The sequence below is a fragment of the Streptomyces sp. NPDC014861 genome (genome assembly GCF_043081625.1).
Classification (GTDB): domain Bacteria; phylum Actinomycetota; class Actinomycetes; order Streptomycetales; family Streptomycetaceae; genus Streptomyces.
This window is the reverse complement of record NZ_JBIBWV010000025.1, coordinates 1-22,547: the sequence shown is the minus strand read 5'-3', so window position 1 is coordinate 22,547 and position 22,547 is coordinate 1. Positions and strand designations below refer to the sequence as shown.

The following is a 22,547-nucleotide window of genomic DNA, read 5'->3' as shown; positions in this document are numbered from 1 at the left end:
GATTGTCGGCGCGGAACCCGGGATTGTCGGCGCGCCCGTCAGATGCCGCGGCGCGGATCACGACGCTTCAGGGGCGGGCGCCCTCGGGCGGGAAGGCGAGGCCCGTCGGCGTGTTCAGGCCGGTGGCCGGGAGGGTGGTCTGCCCTCCGCCCGTCTCCTGGACGCGAACCACCCGGTCGTTGAAGCCGTCGGCGATGTACAGGCCGCCGCAGCCGTCGAGGGCGAGGCCGAGCGGGCCGCTGAGCCCGGTGGTGGGGACGGTGGTCCGGCCGCCGTCCGCCGCGATCCTGACCACGCGGTTGTTGCCGCTGTCGGCGATGTAGAGGTCTCCCGTGGCGTTGACTGCCAGGCCGGTCGGCTGCGAGAGGCCCTGGGCGGGAACGGTGGACTGGCCGCCGCCGTCCGCTGCCACCCTGACGACGCGGTCGTTGACGAAGTCGGAGACGTACAGGTTCCCGGCGGCGTCCAGTGCCAGCCCCCAGGGGTGCAGCAGCCCGGTGGCCGGAACGGTCGTCTGTGTGCCGCTCGCCAGGGACACCTTCACGACGCGGTCGTTGAAGCTGTCGGCGACATAGAGGTTCCCCGCCCGGTCGAGGGCGAGACCGAGGGGGCGCGAGAGGCCGTCGGTGGGGACGGTGGACTGGCCGCCGCCGTCCGCCTCCCTCACGACCACGCGGTTGTTGCCGGTGTCCGACACGTAGAGGCGGCCCGACGCGTCCCAGGCCATGCCGGTCGGCCGTACGAGGCCTTCGAAGGGCACGGTCGTCTCGTCACCCTCTCCACGCGTGGAGAGGGTGACGACGCGGTTCTCGCCGTAGTCGGACACGTACAGGGGCGCATGCGCCGGGATGCGGCCGTCCCGCGGCGGGGCCGCGTCCGCCGCCGTCGCCGGCAGCGCGCACATCGCCGCGATGCCGAGCGCGGCGGCGAGCCGGCGGGCCCACCGGCGCGTGGCACGCCCATGTGGGAGTGCGAGCGTCACCGTTCCGGGCCTGGTCGTCGTACGTGCCATGACTCCCTCTCGGGTCCGAGTGGCCGGCCCACTGCCGTGCCTGCGCCGACCCTAGGAAATGGCACCGGAGGACACGGGAACCACGCCGTCCGTCCTCCGCGGGTCACTCCGATGTCCCGGGCGGACGCGGGCCGCCGGGGCAGGGGGCCGGATGCCGGCTCCCTGCCCCGGCGGGCACGTCACGGCACGTAGGCGAAGCTCGCGCGGCAGCACGGCCGCACGGCAGCTGTCCCGCTCAGTCGAGAAGGACGCCGGGGTTCAGGATGCGGTGGGGATCCAGGGCGTCCTTGGCCGCGCGCAGGGCCAGCGCGAAGGGCTCCGGGCGCTGGAGGTCGTAGCCGGCGCGGTGGTCGCGGCCGACGGCGTGGTGGTGCGTGATCGTGGCGCGGTGACGGTGCAGGACCTCGCCGGCGACGGCCTTGATGTCGTCCCAGACCTGGACCTCGTCGCCGGGCCGGCCGGCGACGGCCACGGTGAAGTAGGGCGCGGCCCCGTCGGGATAGACGTGGGTCAGGCGGCAGTTGACGGTGGCCGGGTGCCCGGTGATCTTCAGGGCGGCGGCACCCACCTCCGTACGGACGGCGTCGATCAGGGCGGGGATCCGGTCCCAGGTGGCGGCGGTCTCGAAGGTCTCGACGACGGCGCCCATGCGGGCCAGGCCGTCCCGCAGGTAGGGCATGCGCAGGAACGCCGAACGCCAGGCGTTCACGGCCGAGCCGTCCGACCCGGACGAGCCGACCGAGCCGGACGAGCCGACCGAGCCGGACGAGGTAGCCGACCCGGGCGAACCGACCGACCCGGACGCGGCAGCCGACCCGGACGCGGCAGCCGAGGCGTCGCCGGCCGCCGGGGGCGTCTCGGGCCGGCCGCCATACGCCCGGGCCAGCTCCACCGCGCTCGCGAGGCGGTCGCCGACGGGCCCGGTGGCGGATTCGAAGCCCAGGACCAGGAGGGAGGAGCCGTCGTGGGAAGCGCCGGAGAGGAGGGCCTCACCGGCGTCGAGGAGGCGGCAGTTGGCCGGGGCGAGGTCGGACTGGGCGAGGGCGCGTACGGCGTCCAGCGCCTGATGGAAGTCGGTGAAGGCGACCGACGCGGAGGCTTTGTGGCGAGGACGTTCCTGGAGGCGCATCCACGCCTCGGTGATGACGCCGAGCGCGCCCTCGGACCCGAGGAACAGCCGGTCGGGCGACGGGCCGGCGCCGGAGGCGGGCAGGCGCCAGGAGGTACCGGCTCCGGCGGGTGTGATCACACGCAGGGACTGCACGAAGTCGTCGATGTGGGTCCGGCCGGTGGCGTAGTGGCCGCCGGCCCGCGTGGCCAGCCAGCCGCCCAGGGTGGAGAACTCGAAGCTCTGCGGGAAGTGGCGCAGGGTGAGGTCGTGGGGCCGCAACTGCTCCTCCAGCACGGGGCCGAGGGCTCCCGCCTGGATGCGGGCCGCGCGGCCGGTGGTGTCGATCTCCAGCACGCGGTCCATCGACGTCAGGTCGAGGGACAGCACGGCGCGATGGGAGTCGCCGCGGTACTCCACACCGCCGACGACCGAGGAGCCGCCGCCGAAGGGTATGACCGCCACGTCGTGCTCGCCGGCCCAGTCCAGCAGGTCGGCCACGTCCCGGTCGCCGGTGGGGTGCGCGACGAGATCGGGGATCCGGCCGGGGCGGGCGCGAAGGGCCCGGATGACGTCGCGGTACGCCTTGCCCATGGCGTGGGCGGCGCGCGCCCGCGGATCCTCGGTGACCAGGTGCGCGAGGGAGGGCGGGGGTGTCACGGCGGGCCTGGCGATGGGCAGGTCCGCGACACGGGGGACGGGCAGGGGGCGGGCCAGGGTGCCCGGGAGCAGGGCGCCCATCGCGGTGCACTCGGCGTCGTCGAGGTGGGCGTCGGCATGGCCCCAGCCCCACCAGGAGCGGGTGCGGACGGGGCGGGGCTCGGAGGGGATCGCGGACATGAGCGTGCTCCCAGTCGGGTCCGATGGAATTTACCCAGTGGTAAATTACCTTAGGGTAAGATCTGTTTCCATGACAACGCTCTCCTCCAGGGCCGGCACCAAGGGCGTGCCGAGGGCCGATCGCGAACAACAGATCCTGGCCGCGGCCACCGAGGAGTTCGGCCGCCACGGCTACGAGGCGACGACCGTGGCGGCCATCGCCGTACGGGTCGGCGTGACCAAGCCGCTGCTGCACCAGTACTTCGGCAGCAAGGAGGGCCTCTACCTCGCCTGCCTCGACCCGGTCGGCGACCGGCTGCTGCACGCCATCCGCACCGCCATGGCCGGACACGACACCGCCGCGCCGTCCACCCCCCTGCGCGTCCTGAGCGCCCTCTTCACCGCGCTCGACGCGCAACGCAGGGCCTGGTTCGTCCTCTACGACCCGTCGCTGCCGCCCGGCGGCGACGCCGCCCGGCGCGCCGCGCACTACCGCGACGCCATCGACGACCTCGCCGCGACCGGCACCGCCGATCTCCTGCGCACGGCCGGAACCACCGACCCCCTGGACGCCGACGCCCTCATGTACGCCTGGCGCGGCCTGTGCACCGCTCTGGTCCGATGGTGGATCGAGCACCCCGACCAGTCGCCCGAGGCCATGACCCGGCGCTGCGCCCGCATCGTCCGGGCCGCCCAGACCGTCTTCGCCGCCGGCGACGACAGCGGCCCGGGGACGTCGGCGGGCCGGGCCGGGACGGAACCGGAGCAGAATGGGTGCGCGGACGGCGGCGCGGGCCGAGGTCACCGGCTGAGGGACGGCGCGGTGAACGCACCCGCGGGCGTCACCCGGCTCCGCCACTCGCAGGGTCCGCCGGACAGCACCTCAGGAGGGGAAGCGTGACAGACACCAGCAACACCCGATCCGCCGAGCAGGAGGCGCGAGAGGCACAAGGGGCGTCGGCGAGCCGCTTGCGGCGCCTGATGCGCTGGATCCCCCTGATCGCCCCCCTCCTGCTGTGGGCCGTGCCGTGCTGGGTGCTCCTGCACACCGGTCAGGGCTGGCCGCTCTCCGTCACCGTGACGGGAACCGCGCTCTTCGCCCTCGGCCTGATCGTGATGCCGCTCGCGATGGCACGCGGCCACGGCCGTCGCCAGCAGGACGGGGCGGCGATCGTCGGCGACACGCTGCTGGGCGTCAGCTGGGTCCTGTTCACCTGGTCCGTGCTCCTCGGTGTCCTGCTGCGGCTCGTCCTGGCCGTCGCCGGTGTCGGTGACGGCCAGAGCCGGGCGCGCCTCGTCACCTGGGCCGTCCTCTGCACGGCCGCCGTACTGCTCGCCTGGGGGTACGCCGAAGCCCGGCGCGTGCCGCGCGTGCGCCGGCTCGACGTACCGCTCCCCCGCCTGGGAGCCGGTCTGGACGGCACCCGGGTCGCTCTGATCACCGACACCCACTACGGCCCCCTCGACCGGGCCCGCTGGTCGGCACGGGTCTGCGAGACGGTCAACAGCCTGGACGCCGATCTGGTGTGCCACACCGGTGACATCGCGGACGGCACGGCCGAACGCCGTCGCGCCCAGGCCGCGCCCCTGGGCACCGTGCGGGCGAAGCGCGCCCTGGTCTACGTCACCGGCAACCACGAGTACTACAGCGAGGCCCAGGGCTGGGTCGACCTGATGGGCGAGCTCGGCTGGGAGCCGCTCCGCAACCGGCACCTGCTCCTCGAGCGCGGCGGGGACACGCTCGTCGTGGCGGGCGTCGACGACGTCACGGCCGAGTCCTCGGGGCTGGCGGGGCATCGCGCCCACCTCGACGGAGCCCTCCAGGGCGCCGATCCCGACCTGCCCGTCCTCCTGCTCGCCCACCAGCCCAAGTTCGTCGACCGAGCGGCGACCCACGGGATCGACCTCCAGATCTCCGGCCACACCCACGGCGGCCAGATCTGGCCCTTCCACCACCTGGTGCGCATCGACCAGCCGACCGTCGCCGGTCTCAGCCGCCACGGCGCTCGCACCCTCCTCTACACGAGTCGTGGCACCGGCTTCTGGGGGCCGCCCTTCCGTGTCTTCGCCCCCAGCGAGATCACCCTGCTCGTCCTTCGCTCCGTGCCGCCCACCGGCTCGGCGTAGGTCGTCCTGCCGGCCGGGCACGCAGCTCCGGGGTGACCGGGCGTGCCCGGAAGCGTGCGAGAGCGGCCCCACCCGGGTTCCCGGGTGGGGCCGCTCGGCCCTGTCGACACTCGACAGGTCACTCGTTCACAGCGAACTCCGCGAGGGCATCGCGGCCGGGCGCGGCTCGTCGGCCTCGTGCGCCTCGTCCGCGTCCGTTCCCGCGATCCACGCGTCGAGCTGCTCGCGCGTGGTGGCGGGGTCGGCGACCAGGGCGCCCAGGTCGTCGCCCTCCACGACGGTGGTGGCGACGGCGGGGCAGCGGCGGCAGCCGTCCACGCCGACCTGGGCCCACCACTTGCAGTGGGCCCGCAGATGACACCGCGGCACGTTCCGGTCCTCGTCGGCGGGTGTGGCCGCCACCCGCTCCACCAGGGTGCAGTCGTTGCCCCTGCGGTGCAGGCAGGCGCTGACGCAGTGCGACGCGAAACGCAGCACCCTGGTCGGCTCCACGCCCTCCGGGACGAGCGGGAGGACGTCACGGGCCGGGACGGGGTCGGCGAGGTACACGACCTCCCCGCCCTGCCCGGAACGGACTCCCAGCACGACCGCCTCCGGGGCGTCGGGCCTGCCGCTCGGACACCAGGTGCTCTCCTGCTCGGAACGGTCCGCGATGATCATCTCTCGGCCTCCTCGTCGGTCCGCAGCTGTCCGCTAGACGATCTGGCCGGCACAGGCCGGCGTGCAGGAGGCGGCCAGGCGCTCCTGCGCGACGGCCTCGCCGAGGTGCGCCCGCAGCTCGGCCGAGCTGATCCGCTGCGGCCCGGACGACGAGGACTGCGCGGACGCGGTGCCGGCGCCGCCGATGAGCAGCGCGGCGGCGGCAGCGGCGACCGCGGCCCCGCCGATGGCGGAACGACCCGAATGTGACATGTCGAAACCTCCTGGATTGTCCTGTGAAAGGGAGACGTAGGAGGACGGTAGGGCCCGCCTGCCGCGACGGGCGGCAGTCCGGGGCGGCAGCTTCGACGGCCCGCACGGGACGGTGGGACCGTGGCGGGCGGGCCCGGCACGGTCGCCAGGAACCGGCCCCGCGGACCTCGACGGCCGCTCCGCACGCGCCGCGGAGGCCGCCCCGGGCCGCGGGATCGCAGAAGCACGGGCGTGCTCATCTGGCATGATCGGAGCGGGCGCGGCAGAGCTGAGACACGAGAGGCACTGCCGTATGAGCAAGGAACAGCGCGTCGCACTGGTCACCGGGTCGTCGTCGGGCATCGGGGCCGCCGTGGCCAGGCGGCTGGCGGCCGCGGGGGTCCGCGTCGCGGTCAACTCCGCGCGCTCCGTCGAGGCCGGCGAGCAGCTGGCCGCCGAACTGCCGGGCGCTGTCTACGTCCAGGCGGACGTGTCCGACGAAGCGGATGCCCAGCGGCTCGTGCGCACCGTGGTCGACACCTACGGGCGGCTCGACATCCTGGTGAACAACGCGGGCACCACGCGCTTCATCGACCACGCCGACTTCGAGGCCGCCAGTCCTGAGGTGTGGCGCGAGATCAACGAGGTCAACGTCATCGCGGTCTGGCAGACCACGGTCGCCGCGATCCCCTTCCTGAAGGCTTCCGGAGCGGGCAGCATCGTCAACGTGTCCTCGCAGGCCGGCCTCTTCGCCAACGGCAGCTCGATCCCCTACGCCGTGAGCAAGGCGGCCCTCAACCACATGACGCGCCTGCTCGCCAAGCAGCTGGGCCCCGACGGCGTGCGGGTCAACGCGGTCGCGCCCGGCCTGATCGACACTCCTTGGTACCGAGGCCTGGAAGGCATGGACAAGGTGAGGGACGAGGTCGCGCAGCGGCTGCCGCTGCGCCGGGTCGGGACCGCCGAGGACATCGCGGAGGCCGTGTGCGACCTCGCCGACGCCTCGTACATCACGGGCGAGGTGGTTCTGGTCGACGGCGGCGGGCACCTGCTCTGACCCGGGCGGTCGGCGGGGGCCGGCAGGGGGCGACATCGGCGTGGGACAGCGGCGCTGACCCGACGTCACCTGCTCGACGGCACCTCGCCGCGTCGACAGGGCTGTCAGGAGCCGGACTTGGCGCTCCTGCCGCGCGCCGAGCGGTACGCGCCGTAGAGGACCTCGATGCCGCCGACGACCATCAGCACGACGCCGACCTTCGTGAGGGTGAAGAGGGGGATCTCGACATCCTCGGTGAACAGGCGGAGGACGAGCCCGATACCGAACAGGACGGTTCCTTCTGCGAAGTACTTGGTGGGGGATGCCATGGTGCTCGTCTCCTCGCGTCTCGGAGTCGGCCGCGCAAGCCTGTTCACTCCTCACTGTTCAGGCTAGGACGGCCCGGGACGGGGGGCCTCCGCCCGCAGGATGACTCGCGTCCCCATACTTCGTCGGACCGGCAGGTGTGACGGCTCCTCCTCTTCGCCGAGAGGAATCTGTTCGCAGGCGCACAGCGTGATCCGCTCGCCGGGGCGGGATCTACGCCGGTCCCATGGAGAATGCCGAGGTGCCCGCGACGGCCCGGTCGGCTCCGTGTCCCACCACCGACACCACGGTGGCGAGCAGGCGGCGCCGGGCGGGTGCGGCTGCCCCTCAGGGAGCGGGTACGGGGCCTCCGGGCCTGAACCGCTCGACCCCGACGATGTGCCGTACCTTGACCGGGCGCACGATCACCGCGACCCGCCGCTCCCCCGGCATGGTCCACGCGTAGTCGCCGCCCAGGTACTTGCGGGACAGCCGGTCCATCCGGTCGTGCGCCTCCGGGCCCTCGACGAAGCGGGCCACGACGCCGCTGATCTGCACTCGGTCGAAGGGATCGGCGGCGTCGGCGTGGGAGAGGTAGACGCGGGGGTCGCGGCGCAGGTTCTCCTCCTTCACCCGGCCCACCGAGGTGTTGAACGTCAGCTCCCCCTCCCCCTCCAGATCCACCCACATCGGGCTGACCTGCGGTGCCCCGTCGGCGCACACGGTCCCGACGTACCAGATGTGAGGGGCCCTCAGCCGGGCGCGGACAGCTTCGTCGAAAGTCGCGGTCATCCTGGGAGGGTACTCACCGCGATCGGGAGAGTGCGCGGGAAGCCACGGAAGCCTTGCGCTCTCCTCACGGCCTGCTGCCGTGGCCGCCCCCTTCCGCACTGCGCCCCTCGGTTCCTCGACCCCTCCGACCAGGGATTCTCGGCTGCGGTGAGCGGCCCGGTCGGGCTAGCGTGGCGGTCTCGCGGAGTACAGGGGAGGGTACGCGGTGCTGGTCATGCCCGGGCGGCGGACGTCGACGATGGAACTGCTGGCCGTCGAGGCGGCGGGCCGGGGGATGCCGGTCAGGGCGGCGGAGGAGCCCGGCCTGGCCGGTCCCGCGTACTGGTACGGGGGCCCGATCGCGGGTGCGCGACTGGCCGGCCGCCTCGGGTTCGCGCTGCTGGAGCCGTCGGACGGATGGCTCGCCGAGCTGCCGGAGGAGTTCACCGGACGCCGGGTCCGGGCGGGGACCGTCGCGGACGCGTGGGCGATCGACCGGCCGACGTTCGTCAAGCCGCCCCGTGAGAAGTCCTTTCCCGCCGAGGTCTACGACGACGGCTCCCGGCTGCCCGGCACGCTGGACCCGGCGGCGCCGGTGCTGCTCTCCGACGTGGTGACCTTCGCGGCCGAGTACCGGCTGTTCCTGCTGGACGGCCGGATCGTCACGGCGAGCCGGTACGCGGTGTTCGGCCGCCTCGACCCCCGCCCGCTCGGCGCCGATCGCGCGGACCGGGTCGTCGCCGCGCAGATCTCGGAGTTCGTCGACGGGCTCACCGCCGAAGCCGGGAGCACGCTGCCGAGTGCGGTCGTCGTGGACGTCGGGCAACTGCTGGACCCCTATCGCCCGGGCCACCGCTGGGCCGTGGTGGAGGCCAACATGGCGTGGTTCTCGCACGCCTACGCGGCCGACCCGGCGCGAGTGCTGGACGTGGTCCTGCGGGCGGCGGGACCGCGCGAGCACGTGCGACCAGGTGACAGGGCGTTCGAACGACGCTGACCCGCGCCGCCCGGCCCGCGCCGCGTCCCGCCCACCCCGCCGCAGGCCCGGCGTGCCCCGCCGGGCCGCCTCGCGGCCTTGGTCCCGGCTCTCCGAAAACCTGTGGTGCTCGCGCCAAGAGTCATGATGGGCTGCGACTCGCGAAAGATCCGGCAAATCGTCCGCCGTACGGCAATGGAGAGACATGGGACTGCGCGTCCTCATCCACAGGGCCCGCAAGGGAGCCGAAGAGTTCCGGGTCATCCGCCCCGCCGAGCCGCCGGCCCGTGCGGTGCTCCTCGACCACGACCGGTACCTGGGCGCCTACGTCGACGAGCACGCCGCCCGGAGCATCGCCGAGCTCTGGCTGCTCGCCGCCCGGTCACCCCGCTCGCTGATCCACGTGCCCCTGCGGGCCAGCGCCCTGTCGGCCCGCGCGGTGCCGGATGGATTCGGGGCGCCGCTCGACCTCGTACTCCTGCACCATTCCCTCCAGTTCGCGGCTTCGGACTGGAAGCAGGTGCGTCGCCGTCTCGGCCCGGGCCGCCCTCAGACCGTGAGCCTGCGCGAGGCGGAGGCGGACGCTCCCGCCGTCGACCACGGGGCCCGTCACCACCGGGAGAACCGCGACCTGTTCCACGAGCACCTTCACGCGGAGACGCTGTTCATGACCGGCAGCGCGAAGGTCTTCCGGGAAACCGCGCGGCACTTCCTCGACGTGTCCCGGAACGGCCCCCCGCACACCCCCGACCGCCACCGGAACACGCACTACTGCTCGCAGCTGTACGCGGACGCCGGCATCCTCGGAAACGCGCGCGAACTGCACATCGAGTACTGCGACCAGTGGGACGCCTCGGCCTGACCGGGCTCCCGAAGGGCCCGCACGCGGGGCCCGTCAACCGACACCCGGACCGTCCCCGGGGAGAGGACTCAGGAGCCCACTGGTCCACCAGAACAGCGTCGCTCCCACTGCCAGCAGGACGCCGGCCCCCGCCAGGAGCCTGGCGGTCTTCGGGTGTCGTCCCGGGTCCGAGAACGCCGAGAGGATCAGGAGCGGGGCCGACGGGGCGAAGACGAGCATCCCGACCCAGGAGCCGCACAGCGACCACGGCAGCAGCACCGCCGCGACGATCCCGGCGGCCGGTCCGAAGGCGGCGGGCCGGGCGCAGAGGACCAGCGGTACGGCGGTCAGTGCCGCGGTCACGACGACGAAGGGGAACACGAAGAAAGGTGACCCCGAGGCGACGACCGGTATCAGCGGGACGACCACGGCGCACGCGGCCAGGCCGAACTGCCACGGATGGACAAGATCTCGCGCGGTGAACCGCATGGTCGCCCCCACAACTCGACACTTTGAACACGTTCAAGATATCCCATCCGGTGACGGCCCGGGCCGCCGGCCGCGACCGCCCGGCCGGGGCGCCGCGCGACGCCGCTGCGGGACCGCGGGGGCGGGGAGGCCGGCGGACTCCGGACCGGTGTGGCGGGCGTGTGCGAGGACCTCCCGGACAGCCGCCCGCAGGTCGGGCAGGCCGGTGGCCACGCGGTCGTCGGCGAAGATCCGGCCCGGGCGGGAGCGGGCGTAAGCACACCAGGAACCGTCGTCCTCCCGGATCGCCCGGCCGATCGGGAAGCCACCGGGAAACCCGTCGTCCAGGCAGACGTACACCACACCGCCCCGCCCGGCGGGACGGTCCGGGACCAGCAGGATCCCGCCCTGGTCCGACGGCGGTACCGGCGGCGTCGATTCGGCAGCCATGTCTCTGTCCCTCCAACTCGGCACCTCGACGGACGGACGGCCCGAACGGTGTCCGGGCACACCGCCCGCCGTCCGTGCCCGGAACGGCGTTCCCGGATGGCCGGGACTCGGCGGGGCACTTGCGCGAGCGTCGCGGAAGCCGCTGCAATGCCGATGAAATTCCGATGACGGGAAGCGGAGGCGACACGTGGGGGCGCAACAGCCGCGACCGTTCCGGCTCGTGCTGCTCGGGCCGGTACGGCTCTGGCACGAGGACGTCCGGCTGCCGCTCGGGCCGGTCCGCCGGCAGGCGGTGCTGGTCGCGCTCGCGCTGCGCCCCGGCGCCCTGGTCACCCCGGAGCAACTGCTCGATTCGGTCTGGGGCGACGATCCTCCGAAGAGCGGCCGGAGCGTCCTGCCCAGCTATGTGTACGCGCTGCGCCAGGATCTGGAGCTCGCGGGCGGCGAACCGGGGAAGTCGCTGATCCTCGGGGAACGGGGCGGATACCGCCTGTCCTCCGACCGTTTCACACTCGATCTGACGGATCTCGCCGAACGCGCCGACACCGCCCGGCGGGCGAGGACGGCCGGCGACCCGGCCGGTGCCGCCGAGCAACTGGCGCGCGCACTGGCGCTGTTCGACGGCGAGCCACTGGCCGGGCTGCCCGGGCCGTTCGCCCGGCAGGAGCGCGAACGGATGCTGAACCGGCGGCGCGAGGCCCGCGTACAGCGACTGGAGTGCCTGGTCGACCTGGGCAGGTACGGCGAGGTCCTCGACGATCTCGCCGAACTGTGCGCGACCGGCCCTTACGACGAGCCGCTCGCGGCGCTGCGGATGCGGGCTCTGTACGGCAGCGGCCGCCAGGGCGAGGCCCTCACCGTCTTCGCGGACCTGAGCCGACTCCTGCGCACCGAACTGGGCGCCAGCCCCGGGGACGGGCTCAGCCGGGTGCACGAGGCGATCCTGCGCGGGGATGCGACGGCCCTGCGCGGGGAAGCGCCAGTCCTGCGCGGGAATGCGACGGCCCTGCCCTGCTCGCCGGCGCCCGCCCGCCGCGTCGTCAACGAGCTGCCCGGCGACGCGGGCCGCCTGATCGGGCGGGAGGCCGAACTCGCAAGGCTGACGGGGGCCGCGACCCCCGGGGCCGTGACCGTCCGCACCGTCGACGGACCCGCGGGCGTGGGCAAGTCGGCACTCGTCGTACGCGCGGCCCGCGAGCTGGGCGGCGGGTTTCCGGACGGTTGCCTGTTCGTGGATCTACGGGCCCACAGCGCTCAGGGACGGCAGACGCCCGTGCGGGCCCTGCAACGGCTGCTGCGCGCGCTGAGCACCGAGACAGGTGAACTCCCCGGCGAACTGGACGAGCTGGTCTCCGTCTGGCGGACGGCCACCAGCGGGCTGCGGCTGCTGATGGTCGTGGACGACGCTCTGGACGCCGATCAGGTACGGCCACTGTTGCCCGCGGGCTCGGGCAGCCGGGTCCTGGTGGCGGGCCGCCGCCGCCTCGCGGGGCTGGACGCGGATCTGCGGGTCACCCTGGAACCGCTGGAGGCGGACGACTCGGTGTCGATGCTCGCCGACATCATCGGGGCACAGCGGTCGCGCCAGGAGCCCGAGGCGATCCGGCGGCTGGCCTCGCTGTGCGACGGACTCCCGCTCGCCCTCCGCCTGGCCGGTTCACGGCTGCAGAACCGGGCCGGCTGGACCGTGGAGCATCTGGTGGGGCGGATGACGGGCGACGACCGGCTGGGGCAGCTGAGCGCCGGGGACCGCAGCGTGGAGGCGGCGTTCCAGATGTCCTACGACCATCTGCCGCCCGGACAACGGCGCGCCTTCCGGGCCCTGGGGGCGACCCCCACCGTGGAGTTCGACGTGCTGACACCGGCGGCCATGCTGGGCCTTCCCGGCGCGGCGACCGAGGTGTTGCTGGAGGAACTCGTCGACACCAGCCTGGTCCAGCAGCCCCGGCCCGGCCGCTACCGACTGCACGACCTCGTCCGGGCCCATGCGCGGCGGCTCGCGACGGGGAACCCCGGCGAGACCACGGACGCCCGCGCCGCGCTCCGGCTCCATCTGGACGCCGCCCGGATGGCCAGCGACTGGGGTGTCGACGGCTTCCCGACCGGTCCTCCGCCCCCGGCGGGTCCGTTCGCGGGGTGGCAGGAGGCCCAGGCCTGGCTGGACACGGCAGGGAGCGAACTGGCCGACGTCGTCGGCCACGCCGCGAGCCTGGGGGACGCCGATCACGCCTGCTGGCTGGCCGAGGCCCAGACCGACTACTTCGTCCGGCAGGGCCGCTACCACGAGGCCGAGACGGCCTTGGAGACCGCCCTGGCCCACGTGGACGGGGCGACGGACGCGCGGATGCGGCCCGCCCTGTGGAACTGCCTCGGCTACACGGCGATCCACCAGCGCCGGTACGAGCGGGCCCGCACCTGCCTGGAACAGGCCCTGAAACTCCTCGCGGACCGTCCCGACACCCATGAGCAGAGCCGGACCCGTACCGCCATGGGTGCGAGGGCCCTGAGCCTGGGCGACGCGGGATCCGCCATCCGTCACACGGAGGAAGGCCTCGCCCTCGCCAGACGCGTCGGCAGCGACTGGGTCGCGGCGACCGCCCTGGTCGTCCAGGGACTGTCGTACCACTTCGACCGCCAGAACGAGCGGGCACTGGCCTGCTTCAGCGACGCCCTCGCCCACGCGGAGGCCATCGGCCGCCCCCGCATGCTGGGCCGGGCGCTGAGCTGCGCCGCCGACGCCCACCTCCGGCTCGGGCAGTTCGCACAGGCCAAGCACCACCTGCGGGCGGCGGTCGTCCTGGTCGACCAGGTCAGCGACTTCTTCCTCTGTGCCCGCAGCCTGACCCGGCTGGGTACGGCGGAGCAGGCCGACGGCGACCCGGAGGCCGCGGTCGCCCTGCACCATCAGGCGCTGCGACGGCACGCCTCGCTCTCCCGCCTCACCGAACCCAGTTACGACTGGCTGGAGATGGACATCCGCACCCGGCTCGGCCACGCCTATCTGGCGACGGGGCGCTGGCGTCAGGCCGAACGCGAGTTCCAGACCGTGCAGGACACGCACACCCGCTCCAGAGCCGGCCGCTGACGGCCGCCGGCGGCGGCACCGGACCTCGCGGGCCTCCCGGGTCGCCGGGCCGGGCCGCCAGGCCCCGTACGTACGGCCGGGGGGTCGGCCCGCGCGATCCGGGGACGGTCAGACGGCGACGAGTTCGTCGGAGAGGAACTCGTCCACGAACTTCTCCGCCCGACGGTCGAAGTCGGCGTACTGCGCCTCCCGTTCGGCACCGGCGGCCGCATCGCCGACCAGCAGGTTGCCCTCGGCGTCGATGCGCTGCGGCCGCTCCTCCGCGTTCAGGAGGAGGCCCACGGTGGAGCGGGAGAAGCCGCAGTAGTAGGCGATGCCGTCGCTCAGGTTGGCCTCCAGGGCGGCGTGCATGGACTCCGCGAGGGGGTCGTCGGCGGTGGCGCCGGCCAGGGCCAGCCACAGCATGCGCTTGCCCGCCAGACGGGGCTTGCTGCGACCGTAGGCGAAGCCGTAGTTCCACACCCGGTCGATCCATCCCTTGAGGACGGCGGGCACGCTCTGCCAGTACACCGGGAAGACGGCGACGACGACGTCCGCGTCGAGGATCCGCCGCATGTGGGCGTGCGTCTCCTCCGAGTACGGCTTCTCCCGGTTGCCCCAGTCCGGCTGGTCCTCCACGTTCATCCGCGGGTCGAAGCCCTCGGCGTGCAGGTCGAGCAGGTCGACGCGGTACCCGGCCGCCTCCAGCCGGGCGGCCGCGCGGCGGGCGGTGTGGGCGGTGAGGGAATCGCTGCGGTGGTGCGCGACGACGACGAGGGCCGTCCTGGTGTCACTGCTGGGCTGCGGCACGGTGTCTCCCGAGGGCTCGATCGGTGCAGTGGGTCCAGTACAACGGCGGCGCCGTAGATGATCCATGGGAGAAAATCTCCGCAACATAGGAGATCGTCTACGCTGGCGCCATGGATCCTCTGAGCTCGCTCCTGAGCGGCATCCGGGCCGAGGGCTCGGTCGTCAGCCATGCCGTCCTGAAAGCGCCGTGGAGCATCACCTTCGCCGACGCCGCTCCCCTCACCATGATCAGCGTGCTGCGCGGCGGCGGCACGCTGCTGCTGTCCGACGGGACCCGGCGGGCGATCGGCGCGGGCGACACGGCCATCGTCCGAGGCCCCGCGCGGTTCCGTCTGGCGGACGAGCCGGCCACCGTCCAACGTCCCCACACCGCTTACGAGATCCACTGCTTCACCGGCGACGCCGCGTGCGCGGACCAGGAACTCGACGGCATCCACTGGGGCGACAGCCCGGAGGGCGCGACCGCGCTGATCGTGGGCGCCTACCGCGCGTCGGGGCACCGCCACGAACGGCTCCTGCGCGCTCTGCCGCCCGTCCTGGTCGTCGCCGAGGACGCCGAGGTCTGCGCCTGGCTGGAGGACTCCGCCGCCGACGCGGCCCGGCTCTCCGCCGGCTCCCAGGCGATGATGGACCGGCTCCTCGACTGGGCCCTCGTCTGCACACTGCGCACCTGGTTCGACCGGGCGCGCGACGACGCGCCCGGCTGGTACCGCGGCCTCTCCGACCCGGTCCTCTCCCCCGCCCTGCACGCCTTCCACAGACGCCCGGCCGAGAGCTGGACGGTCGCGTCACTGGCCGCCCAGTCCGGCGTCTCCCGGGCGCTGTTCGCCCGGCGCTTCACCGAGCTGATGGGCCGTCCACCCCTGGCTTACCTCACCGAGTGCCGCATGGACGACGCCGCCGCCCTCCTGGCCGACACCGACCTCAGCATCGCCAGGATCGCCAGGACCGTGGGCTACGCCGACGCCTTCGGCTTCAGCGCCGCCTTCAAACGCCACAAGGGCCTCAGCCCCAGCACGTTCCGCACCACGGCGGCGTGAGTCACGACCCCGCCGACCGCGCGCGGCACGGTGGTGCCGTTCAACGCGCCGTCGCCTCCTCCCGGCGCCATCAGGCGGGGCGTTGCCTGATCCTGGCGAGGAGGTCGGCGAGGCGCTGCTGCTCTCCGTCCGAGGCGATCCGCGGGCGCTGCGGGGTGGCGTAGGGGCGGGTGCGGGCGGCCGCGCGGTCCCGGCGCGCGTCGACCGCCGCGCCGATGATCCAGGAGCCCGCGACCGGCACGCGGACCGGGGACGAGGAGACGGGCAGGGCCGAAGACGGAGCGGCCGACAGAACGGACGGGGCCGTCCGCACCGGGGCCGACAGGGCGGGTGGGGCCATGGGCGTCGAGGCCGAGGCACGCGCGGCGGCCGGCAGGAGAGGCGGCAGCGGGGTGTGGGGGAGCTGGACGACGTAGGTCAGTCCGGAGCCTCGGGGGTGGTGCCGAACGGCGAGGTCTCCGCCGTGCGCGTCGACGATCCCGCGCGCGATGAGGACGTGCGTGGGGTCGTTGACGGCGCGAGGGCCGCTGATCTCGATGCGCAGGTGGTCGGCGCGGGGTGAAGCCGTGATGACGACGGTGGTGTCCGTCCGGGGAGAGGGCTGGGACCGCGGGCGGACCGTGCCCGTGGACGTGACCCCGGACGCGTCGGCGATCAGGTGGGCCAGGGCGGTCGACGCGCGATCGGGGTCGAGCGTGACGACCACGGGTGGGGCGTGCACGGCGAACTGCCTGCGGTGCAGGCCGGTGAGGGCCGTGGCCTTGTCGATCCCGGCGGACATGACGGTGCCCAGGGTGGTGGGGTGCCGGGTGACGGCGGCCGGATCGCCGGGCCGCGCCAGGGGTTCGACGGTGCCTTGCGCGAGCGGGTCCGGGCCTGCGGACCGGGGCTCGGGGAGTACGGCGGTCAACTCGGCGTACCGGGCCGCGAGGGCCGCGTACCGCCGCGCGTGTTCGGCGAGCTCGGCCTCGTACCGGGCGACCAGTTCCTCGTGCGGCCTACGGTCGGTGAAGGTCATCACGGCGCCGACGAGCCGGTCGCCGTCCCGCACCGGAGCGGTCGTCAGGTCGACCGGTACGCGGGCGCCGGCCTTCGACCACAGCACCTGGCCGCGCACCCGGTGCTTGCGGCCGGACTTGAGCGTGTCGGCGAGCGGGGACTCCTCGTACGGGAACGGCGTGCCGTCGGCGCGACGCGCGAGAACCAGGGGATGCAGTGCGGCACCGTCGAGCTCCTCGGTGCGGTAGCCGAGGATCTGAGCGAAGGCGGGGTTCACGAGGACGACCCGGCCGTCGGTGTCCGTCCCCACCACGCCCTCGGAGGCGGCCCGCAGGATCATCTCGGTCTGCCGCCGCGAGCGGGCCAGCTCCGCCTCGGTGTCGAGGGTGCCGGTCAGATCGCGGACGACGAGTATCAGCAGCTCGTCGCCGCTGTGGCCGCTGTGCGAGTCGTACGATTCCCGCCCGTCCTCCAGGCCGGCGCTCGTCACCTCGACCGGGAACTCGCCGCCGTCGGTCCGGCGGGCGATCATCCGCATCGGCTTGGTGCGGCCCCGCTCGTCGTCCGGGTCCGGCAGACGCATGGAGCCGGGGATCAGGCGCGAGTCGAACATCGGCAGCAGATCGAGCAGGCCGCGCCCGACCAGCGCGGTGCCCGGGGACTCGAACATGCCGAGCGCGATGGTGTTGGCGTTGACGACCGTGCCGTCGCGGTTGACGAGCACGAGACCGTCGGGCAGGGCGTCGAGTACGGCCGCGAGGCGAGCGGCGCCTCGGGAGAGGGGAAGGACCATGGCGACGTTTCCTTTCCGGGCTTGGGTCAAGGTCACCGGTGGGGACCGGAGGGGGTGTGCCGCACCGGGCGGAGGGGCCGCCCGGCTCCACCCGGTGCGGAGGACGGGGCCGGACCGGTGCGTCGGACGCCGGGAACCGGTGCGGTGAGCGGCGGCCCGTGGGACATGGGATCGGGTGGTGGAAACCTAACCACCTGGTGATGGCATATGTGAGGACCAAGACTGCCGAAAGGCACTTCTTAAGGATTCCTTCATGCCATGATCAGGCAGGGCTGAGACACATCCCTGGTCAGGTGGGCAACCGCTCGGTGAGGGCCGGCACGGAGCCGGACGAGCGGTGTCGCCCCGTCGGCCGGAGGGCCGCCGAGGAGGTGTCGCCCGGGGCGGCGTCCGCCGCGGCCTCGTCCTGGAGGGCCGAGGGCAGTTCGAGAACATAGGTGCTGCCGCTGACACCGGCCGCCCGGTGGGTGCGCAGCGTGCCTCCGTGGGCCGCGGCGATGCCCTGCACGACGTCGAAGTGCTCCCGCGCACCCCCGCCGCAGGGGCCGCGCACCTCGATGCGCAGCAGACCGTGCTGATGGAGGGCCGCGACGAACACGTGGTGCGGCCCGGAGTCGGCCTGCTCGTCGCCGGCGTGGACGACATCCGCGATGAGCCGTGCGACGGCGGTCGAGATGTCGTCGGGATCCACGTGGACGGCGAACCTCGGGGCGTGGACGGAGAACTGCACCCGGCTCGGACTCGTGAAGGACGTCGCGGCCCGCACCCCCGCCTGCACCACGTCGTCGACGAGCACGGTGCGCCGCCGCGGTCCCGTCGGCGCGCTGTCCTGGGGATACCACCCGGCACGGTCGGTCACGAGGGCCATGACCGTACGCAGGTCGGCCGCCAGGGCCTCCAGGCTGGTGGTGGCCTCGGGCCACAGGGGGCGTGAGCTGTCGTCGGCGAGCCGCGTCAGCTGGGCGTGGAGGTGGTGCAGCGCACCCGTCAGCGGGCCGGAGAGGAAGTCGGCGAGCTCGCGGGTGTGTTCGACGGCCCGGTCGGTCAGTTGTCGCTGCTGTTCGAGTTCGGTCCGGTGTTCCCTCAGGCCGCGGTTCCGCGCGGCGACGTACTCGTCGGCCATCCGCTGGTACGGGCGACGGTCGCTGAGCGCGACGACCGTGCCGACCGTCCTGCCGTCGTCCATGACGGGGCGGACGGTGATGTCGGCGGTGAGGCGGGCGCCGTCGGCGGGCTCCAGTTCCAGGCCGGTGAGCCGGCTGGGGTGTCCGGTTCTGAGGGCCTGGGCCAGAGGTGCGTGCTCGGCGTTCACGGGGTCGCCTGTGGGCCCGACCGGGACCAGGCGGGAGAGCAGTTCGCAACCGCCGAGGTCCGAGGCCCGGCCCCCGAGCAGGCGGGCCGCGGCCGGGTTGACCAGGTCGATCCGGCCCTCGGCGTCGATGCCGATGAGCGCATCGCCGGTGGTCCGCAGGACCGCTTCCGCCTGGAGCAGGGAGCGAAGGAGGACGGCCCGCGCCTCCTCGGCCTCCGTGACGTCGCGGAGCGAGACGACGAGAGAGGACTCTTGGGGGAGGGCGTCGTGCGGGGTGCGGCGGTCCACCCGTACCGTGCTGATCTCGGCGGGGAAGGTTCCGCCTTCGGAGGTCCTGGCCGTGGTGCGGAGCCGGCGCGCGGGAATGCCGCCCGGTCGTCCGGTGTCTTCGGACCCGCGCATGAGGTTCCAGTCGAAGGACGGCAGGAAGTCCAGGACTCCGCGCCCCTCGACCGTCCACCGGTCGTAGCCGAAGAGGGCCGCCGCGGCCGCGTTGGCCCTGACCACGGTGCCGTTGTCGTCGATGACCAGGACGGCGTCGGGGACGAAGTCCACCACGGCGTGGTGAAGGGCTGCGAAGCCCGTCGCCGCGCCGGAGGAAAACACCGCTGGGCTGCTGTCGAAGTTCACCGCTGTTCTCTTCCCGCCTTTCGCGCCGGCTGTGGAATCCCGCTTCTCCGGCAGGAAGGATGGAGGGGGAGTCTTCTGCCCCCGTACCCGGTGGCCGCGCCGCCTTTCCGGCGGCCTGCCGCTTACCGCCTCGACTTCAGGGGGCCGCTTTCGGGCACCTCCGCACCGCCGGTCGTATGGTCTGTGCCGCCGTCACATGGAAGCACGAGGAGATCCGCTCCAGGTGCCGGGAAACATGGGCTTAGGACTTCTTTAAGGAAGAAGCGCTGTGGCACCAGAGGTGCGGTGTCATGTGCGGTTTCCGAGACACATATGTCAGGTAGAGTCCGCCGGGATCTCGCGAGTTCCGACCCACACCTCTCATGAACGCCCAGGGGAAATTCATGCATGGCACGATCGACGGATTCAGTTATGGGCTGATCACCCCGCTGGCGGGCTACATCATGGCCTGCCTCGGTTCCGCGCTGGGACTCCGATGCACGGTCCGGTCGGTACGGAGCGGACGGAGGATGCCCGGCTGGCTCTTTCTGGGCGCCGTCTCCATCGCGTGCGGGATCTGGACCATGCACTTCATCGGAATGCTCGGATTCACGGTGCGGGAGACCGGAATCGACTACGACGGACCGCTGACGCTGGCGAGCCTGTTGTTCGCGGTGGTCTCCGTCGGCGTAGGAGTCGGAGCAGTCGCCTACCGCGGTACCCGTCCTCCCGTGCTGCTGACCGCCGGCCTCTTCACCGGTCTGGGCGTGGCCGGGATGCACTACACCGGCATGGCCGCCATACGGATGGGCGGCAGCCTCGACTACGACCTGCCGACGGTTGCCGCTTCGGTGACGATCGCGGTGGTGGCGGCGACGGCGGCCCTCTGGGCCGCCGTCTCTGTGCGGGGCCTGTCGGCGGCGATCGGCGCGAGCCTGGTCATGGGGATGGCGGTGACCGGCATGCACTACACGGGCATGGCCGCGCTGTCGGTACGGCTCCACGCCCATGTGCCCGAGACCGCGGGGGCCGGATCGCCCATCGCCGTCGTCCTGCCGATGCTGGTGGCGCCCCTGGTGTTCCTCATCGTGGCCGGAACGATCGTCGTGTTCGACCCTCTGCTGATCCTGGGGGACGACGAGGCGGACATCGACCGACGCCCGCGGAGCGCCGCCCTCCGCTGACCCCTGACGCGCGGCGGCCCTCCCCGTCGCGCGACGATGCCCGTTCCCCGGTGGCGGCCCCGGCGGAGCGGGCATCGTTGTTTATCCCACAATTTCTTAGACGCAAATTGGTCACCTGACCAATAAATCGTCGCCGGCGCCCCTCCCCCGGCATGCCCCGCACCAAAACCCAGGACGGAAGGCCCATGCCTTAGAGTGGTCGTCGGCCGAAGCCGTCAGGCATGTGTCACGTCCCGCCCGGTGCGCTCGGAAACAGCACCCTCACGTGACACCCTCGACGCGTCCGACCACATGCGACGAAGAGGGAGTCATGCCGGGAGAAACGGAACTCACGACCGCTTACAACAGCAAGGTCGCCGGAGATCTCGAACGCAATGTGGCGGAGCAGGAGCGCATCCGGGGCGAGGTCGCTCGCCTCACGGCCGAACTGGACGAGCTGATGCACGATCACGGCGTGCTGCTCAATCTCCAGAAAGCACTCCAGGCCGGCGCCGCGGAATCAGACCGCACGGTTCCCCGGCAGAAGAGCGGAAAGACCGGAAGGGCCGGAAAGGGTGGCCGGGGCGGCCGCCATTCCGGCGCCGGAAAGGCCACACTCGTCGACCTGATCCGCGATCACCTCGCGGCGAGCGATGCCCCTTGTTCCGCTTCCGAGGTGACGACCGCGCTCAGCGAACAGCATCGGGACCGCCACATCCAGACCACGGTCGTACGCACGTCTCTGGAGAATCTCGTCGCCAAGGGTCGCGCCCGCCGCACCAAGCAGGGTTCCTCCGTCTTCTACACCGCGGTCGATCCCGCGCCGTAGCCGGCCGGGAGTTCCGTGCGGTCGCGGGGCGCCGCCGGTGGTTCATGCCATCTTAGGATCCAGGGTCGCCGTGGGGAGTTAACGCGACCTTGCCGATGCCTTAAAGATCTTTAATCGGTCGACCGACCGAGGGCACCCTTCTTCTTCCCCCTCGCCTTCTGACGTCGCCTTCTGGCTCCGTCACCCGACCGTACCCGACCGCTTCCGATCGCGTCCGACAGAATATGCCATGTTCTGTCAAGGAAGAGTCAGCACCCCCACACACTCGAAGACATATGTCTCGCGTACCGTGCCCCGCATGGCAAAGGTGCTTCTCGTCCTGGACGACCCCTCCGTTCGCTCCGCCCTCCGTATGTGCCTCTCGGAGGCCTCGTACACCGTGCGGGAGTGCGGTACGGCTCTGGGCGCGCTGCGCGCCGTGCTGGACGAGCCGTCCGACGTGATGGTGCTCGGCCTCGGCCTGCCCGACATCGAGGGCCTGGAGATGCTGAAGATGCTGCGTACCGTCTCCGACATCCCCGTCGTCGCCGTCGCGGACCGACAGGACGAGCGTGAGCTCGTCCGGGCGCTGGGCAGCGGCGCCGACGACTTCCTGGCCGGGCCGTTCTCCGGCGCCCACCTCGTGGCCAGGTTGACCGCGGTGCTGCGGCGAGCGGCGACGGGAGTCGTGCCCGCGGACGTCGCCCGGGTGGGCGGGCTGGTCGTCGACTCGAAGCGGCGCGAGGCGTTTCTCGACGGTGTCCCCCTCGACCTGAACCGCAAGGAGTTCGACCTCCTCGAGTTCCTCGCGTGGCGGCCCGGTGTCGTGGTGCCGCGCGGCGAACTCTTCAAGCGCGTGTGGCTGCGGACGTACCGCGGCGAGCGCACCGTGGACGTGCACCTCTCGTGGCTCCGGCGGAAGCTCGGCGAATCGGCCGCCCAGCCCCGCTACCTGCACACGGTCCGGCACGTCGGCATCAAGCTGGAGGCCCCGCAGCCCGCGCGCCGAAGGCCCGTCAGCCAGTGAGCACGCCCGGCTTTCCCTTGCCGCGCGGGCGTTCCTCGACCAGCTTTCCCCAGACGATCATGCGGTAGGTGCTGGTGAACTCGGGGGTGCAGGTGGTCAGGGTGATGTACCGGCCGG

19 protein-coding genes and 2 pseudogenes are annotated in these 22,547 nt (G+C 72.8%); 10 read left to right on the top strand and 11 right to left on the bottom strand.

All coding sequences use genetic code 11. The annotated features are described in order from the left end of the window. Positions 1–67 precede the first annotated feature (67 nt). Together ACF1BN_RS31890 and ACF1BN_RS31885 are read right to left on the bottom strand one after the other, a co-directional pair. Positions 68–1,012 (bottom strand): SMP-30/gluconolactonase/LRE family protein, encoded by a 945-nt coding sequence (locus ACF1BN_RS31890; protein ID WP_392335056.1) that lies wholly within the window; start codon positions 1,010–1,012, stop codon positions 68–70. A gap of 235 nt (positions 1,013–1,247) precedes the next feature. Continuing rightward, positions 1,248–2,960 (bottom strand): FAD-binding oxidoreductase, encoded by a 1,713-nt coding sequence (locus ACF1BN_RS31885; RefSeq protein WP_392335055.1) that lies wholly within the window; start codon positions 2,958–2,960, stop codon positions 1,248–1,250. Positions 2,961–3,030: 70 nt separating this feature from the next. On the opposite strand from ACF1BN_RS31885, the gene ACF1BN_RS31880 reads away from it, so the two are divergent. After that, on the top strand, positions 3,031–3,840 hold the full coding sequence (locus tag ACF1BN_RS31880; RefSeq protein WP_392335054.1) for a TetR/AcrR family transcriptional regulator: 810 nt from the start codon (positions 3,031–3,033) through the stop codon (positions 3,838–3,840). Further along, positions 3,837–5,066, top strand: coding sequence for a metallophosphoesterase (locus tag ACF1BN_RS31875; RefSeq protein ID WP_392335053.1), 1,230 nt, complete (start codon positions 3,837–3,839; stop codon positions 5,064–5,066). The genes ACF1BN_RS31880 and ACF1BN_RS31875 overlap by 4 nt, the downstream gene beginning before the upstream one ends. Before the next feature lie 126 nt (positions 5,067–5,192). Here ACF1BN_RS31875 and ACF1BN_RS31870 read toward each other — a convergent pair whose 3' ends face one another. Continuing rightward, complete coding sequence (locus ACF1BN_RS31870) at positions 5,193–5,726, bottom strand: hypothetical protein (protein WP_392335052.1); 534 nt, start codon at positions 5,724–5,726, stop codon at positions 5,193–5,195. A gap of 33 nt (positions 5,727–5,759) precedes the next feature. Further along, positions 5,760–5,978: a hypothetical protein gene (locus ACF1BN_RS31865; protein ID WP_376601790.1), complete on the bottom strand. Its 219-nt coding sequence runs from the start codon at positions 5,976–5,978 to the stop codon at positions 5,760–5,762. Between the two features lie 292 nt (positions 5,979–6,270). Here ACF1BN_RS31865 and ACF1BN_RS31860 point away from each other — a divergent pair, with 292 nt between their 5' ends. Beyond that, on the top strand, positions 6,271–7,014 hold the full coding sequence (locus ACF1BN_RS31860; RefSeq protein ID WP_392335051.1) for an SDR family NAD(P)-dependent oxidoreductase: 744 nt from the start codon (positions 6,271–6,273) through the stop codon (positions 7,012–7,014). A gap of 104 nt (positions 7,015–7,118) precedes the next feature. Here the strand turns inward: ACF1BN_RS31860 and ACF1BN_RS31855 are convergent, their stop codons facing one another. After that, positions 7,119–7,322 (bottom strand): DUF5708 family protein, encoded by a 204-nt coding sequence (locus ACF1BN_RS31855; protein WP_392335050.1) that lies wholly within the window; start codon positions 7,320–7,322, stop codon positions 7,119–7,121. A gap of 325 nt (positions 7,323–7,647) precedes the next feature. Next, complete coding sequence (locus ACF1BN_RS31850; protein WP_392335049.1) at positions 7,648–8,091, bottom strand: PPOX class F420-dependent oxidoreductase; 444 nt, start codon at positions 8,089–8,091, stop codon at positions 7,648–7,650. Between the two features lie 238 nt (positions 8,092–8,329). On the opposite strand from ACF1BN_RS31850, the gene ACF1BN_RS31845 reads away from it, so the two are divergent. Together ACF1BN_RS31845 and ACF1BN_RS31840 are read left to right on the top strand one after the other, a co-directional pair. Further along, positions 8,330–9,067, top strand: a complete 738-nt coding sequence (locus ACF1BN_RS31845; protein WP_392335138.1) for an ATP-grasp domain-containing protein — start codon at positions 8,330–8,332, stop codon at positions 9,065–9,067. Positions 9,068–9,251: 184 nt separating this feature from the next. Next, the gene (locus ACF1BN_RS31840) at positions 9,252–9,908 is read left to right on the top strand and encodes a hypothetical protein (RefSeq protein ID WP_392335048.1); all 657 of its coding nucleotides are present in this window, start codon (positions 9,252–9,254) and stop codon (positions 9,906–9,908) included. 33 nt (positions 9,909–9,941) lie between these two features. Here the strand turns inward: ACF1BN_RS31840 and ACF1BN_RS31835 are convergent, their stop codons facing one another. Continuing rightward, positions 9,942–10,376 carry a hypothetical protein gene (locus tag ACF1BN_RS31835; protein ID WP_392335047.1) on the bottom strand — a complete coding sequence of 145 codons (435 nt, stop codon included), beginning with the start codon at positions 10,374–10,376 and terminating at the stop codon, positions 9,942–9,944. A gap of 616 nt (positions 10,377–10,992) precedes the next feature. Here ACF1BN_RS31835 and ACF1BN_RS31830 point away from each other — a divergent pair. Further along, positions 10,993–13,890, top strand: a complete 2,898-nt coding sequence (locus ACF1BN_RS31830; RefSeq protein ID WP_392335046.1) for a BTAD domain-containing putative transcriptional regulator — start codon at positions 10,993–10,995, stop codon at positions 13,888–13,890. 108 nt (positions 13,891–13,998) lie between these two features. Here the strand turns inward: ACF1BN_RS31830 and ACF1BN_RS31825 are convergent, their stop codons facing one another. Continuing rightward, complete coding sequence (locus tag ACF1BN_RS31825; RefSeq protein ID WP_392335045.1) at positions 13,999–14,679, bottom strand: NAD(P)H oxidoreductase; 681 nt, start codon at positions 14,677–14,679, stop codon at positions 13,999–14,001. A gap of 110 nt (positions 14,680–14,789) precedes the next feature. On the opposite strand from ACF1BN_RS31825, the gene ACF1BN_RS31820 reads away from it, so the two are divergent. Continuing rightward, positions 14,790–15,719 (top strand): AraC family transcriptional regulator, encoded by a 930-nt coding sequence (locus ACF1BN_RS31820; RefSeq protein WP_392335044.1) that lies wholly within the window; start codon positions 14,790–14,792, stop codon positions 15,717–15,719. A gap of 496 nt (positions 15,720–16,215) precedes the next feature. Here ACF1BN_RS31820 and ACF1BN_RS31815 read toward each other — a convergent pair. Together ACF1BN_RS31815 and ACF1BN_RS31810 are read right to left on the bottom strand one after the other, a co-directional pair. Further along, positions 16,216–17,511, bottom strand: a pseudogene (locus ACF1BN_RS31815) (PAS domain-containing protein); the annotation flags it as partial. Positions 17,512–17,800: 289 nt separating this feature from the next. Then, entirely contained in the window at positions 17,801–19,453 is a 1,653-nt protein-coding gene (locus ACF1BN_RS31810) for a PAS domain S-box protein (protein WP_392335043.1), read from the bottom strand. Between the two features lie 383 nt (positions 19,454–19,836). Here ACF1BN_RS31810 and ACF1BN_RS31805 point away from each other — a divergent pair, with 383 nt between their 5' ends. The 3 genes from ACF1BN_RS31805 to ACF1BN_RS31795 all read left to right on the top strand — a co-directional run bounded on the left by ACF1BN_RS31805 (position 19,837) and on the right by ACF1BN_RS31795 (position 22,430). Continuing rightward, positions 19,837–20,616, top strand: coding sequence for an MHYT domain-containing protein (locus ACF1BN_RS31805; protein WP_392335042.1), 780 nt, complete (start codon positions 19,837–19,839; stop codon positions 20,614–20,616). A 310-nt stretch (positions 20,617–20,926) separates the two neighbouring features. Next, positions 20,927–21,424, top strand: a complete 498-nt coding sequence (locus ACF1BN_RS31800; protein ID WP_392335041.1) for a hypothetical protein — start codon at positions 20,927–20,929, stop codon at positions 21,422–21,424. Positions 21,425–21,722: 298 nt separating this feature from the next. After that, complete coding sequence (locus ACF1BN_RS31795) at positions 21,723–22,430, top strand: response regulator transcription factor (RefSeq protein WP_392335040.1); 708 nt, start codon at positions 21,723–21,725, stop codon at positions 22,428–22,430. On the opposite strand, the pseudogene ACF1BN_RS31790 reads toward ACF1BN_RS31795, so the two are convergent. After that, positions 22,420–22,547: pseudogene (locus ACF1BN_RS31790) on the bottom strand (class E sortase); the annotation flags it as partial. The gene ACF1BN_RS31795 and the pseudogene ACF1BN_RS31790 sit on opposite strands and share 11 nt — an antisense overlap.

What these genes read in the sequence shown, in the direction of transcription:
- ACF1BN_RS31860 (WP_392335051.1), top strand. Translation starts at nt 6,271, where the DNA reads ATGAGCAAGGAACAGCGCGTCGCACTGGTCACCGGGTCGTCGTCGGGC.
- ACF1BN_RS31795 (WP_392335040.1), top strand. Translation starts at nt 21,723, where the DNA reads ATGGCAAAGGTGCTTCTCGTCCTGGACGACCCCTCCGTTCGCTCCGCC.
- ACF1BN_RS31880 (WP_392335054.1), top strand. Translation starts at nt 3,031, where the DNA reads ATGACAACGCTCTCCTCCAGGGCCGGCACCAAGGGCGTGCCGAGGGCC.
- ACF1BN_RS31855 (WP_392335050.1), bottom strand. Translation starts at nt 7,322, where the DNA reads ATGGCATCCCCCACCAAGTACTTCGCAGAAGGAACCGTCCTGTTCGGT.
- ACF1BN_RS31820 (WP_392335044.1), top strand. Translation starts at nt 14,790, where the DNA reads ATGGATCCTCTGAGCTCGCTCCTGAGCGGCATCCGGGCCGAGGGCTCG.
- ACF1BN_RS31890 (WP_392335056.1), bottom strand. Translation starts at nt 1,012, where the DNA reads ATGGCACGTACGACGACCAGGCCCGGAACGGTGACGCTCGCACTCCCA.
- ACF1BN_RS31885 (WP_392335055.1), bottom strand. Translation starts at nt 2,960, where the DNA reads ATGTCCGCGATCCCCTCCGAGCCCCGCCCCGTCCGCACCCGCTCCTGG.
- ACF1BN_RS31805 (WP_392335042.1), top strand. Translation starts at nt 19,837, where the DNA reads ATGCATGGCACGATCGACGGATTCAGTTATGGGCTGATCACCCCGCTG.
- ACF1BN_RS31835 (WP_392335047.1), bottom strand. Translation starts at nt 10,376, where the DNA reads ATGCGGTTCACCGCGCGAGATCTTGTCCATCCGTGGCAGTTCGGCCTG.
- ACF1BN_RS31850 (WP_392335049.1), bottom strand. Translation starts at nt 8,091, where the DNA reads ATGACCGCGACTTTCGACGAAGCTGTCCGCGCCCGGCTGAGGGCCCCT.
- ACF1BN_RS31845 (WP_392335138.1), top strand. Translation starts at nt 8,330, where the DNA reads ATGGAACTGCTGGCCGTCGAGGCGGCGGGCCGGGGGATGCCGGTCAGG.
- ACF1BN_RS31840 (WP_392335048.1), top strand. Translation starts at nt 9,252, where the DNA reads ATGGGACTGCGCGTCCTCATCCACAGGGCCCGCAAGGGAGCCGAAGAG.
- ACF1BN_RS31870 (WP_392335052.1), bottom strand. Translation starts at nt 5,726, where the DNA reads ATGATCATCGCGGACCGTTCCGAGCAGGAGAGCACCTGGTGTCCGAGC.
- ACF1BN_RS31800 (WP_392335041.1), top strand. Translation starts at nt 20,927, where the DNA reads ATGCCGGGAGAAACGGAACTCACGACCGCTTACAACAGCAAGGTCGCC.
- ACF1BN_RS31865 (WP_376601790.1), bottom strand. Translation starts at nt 5,978, where the DNA reads ATGTCACATTCGGGTCGTTCCGCCATCGGCGGGGCCGCGGTCGCCGCT.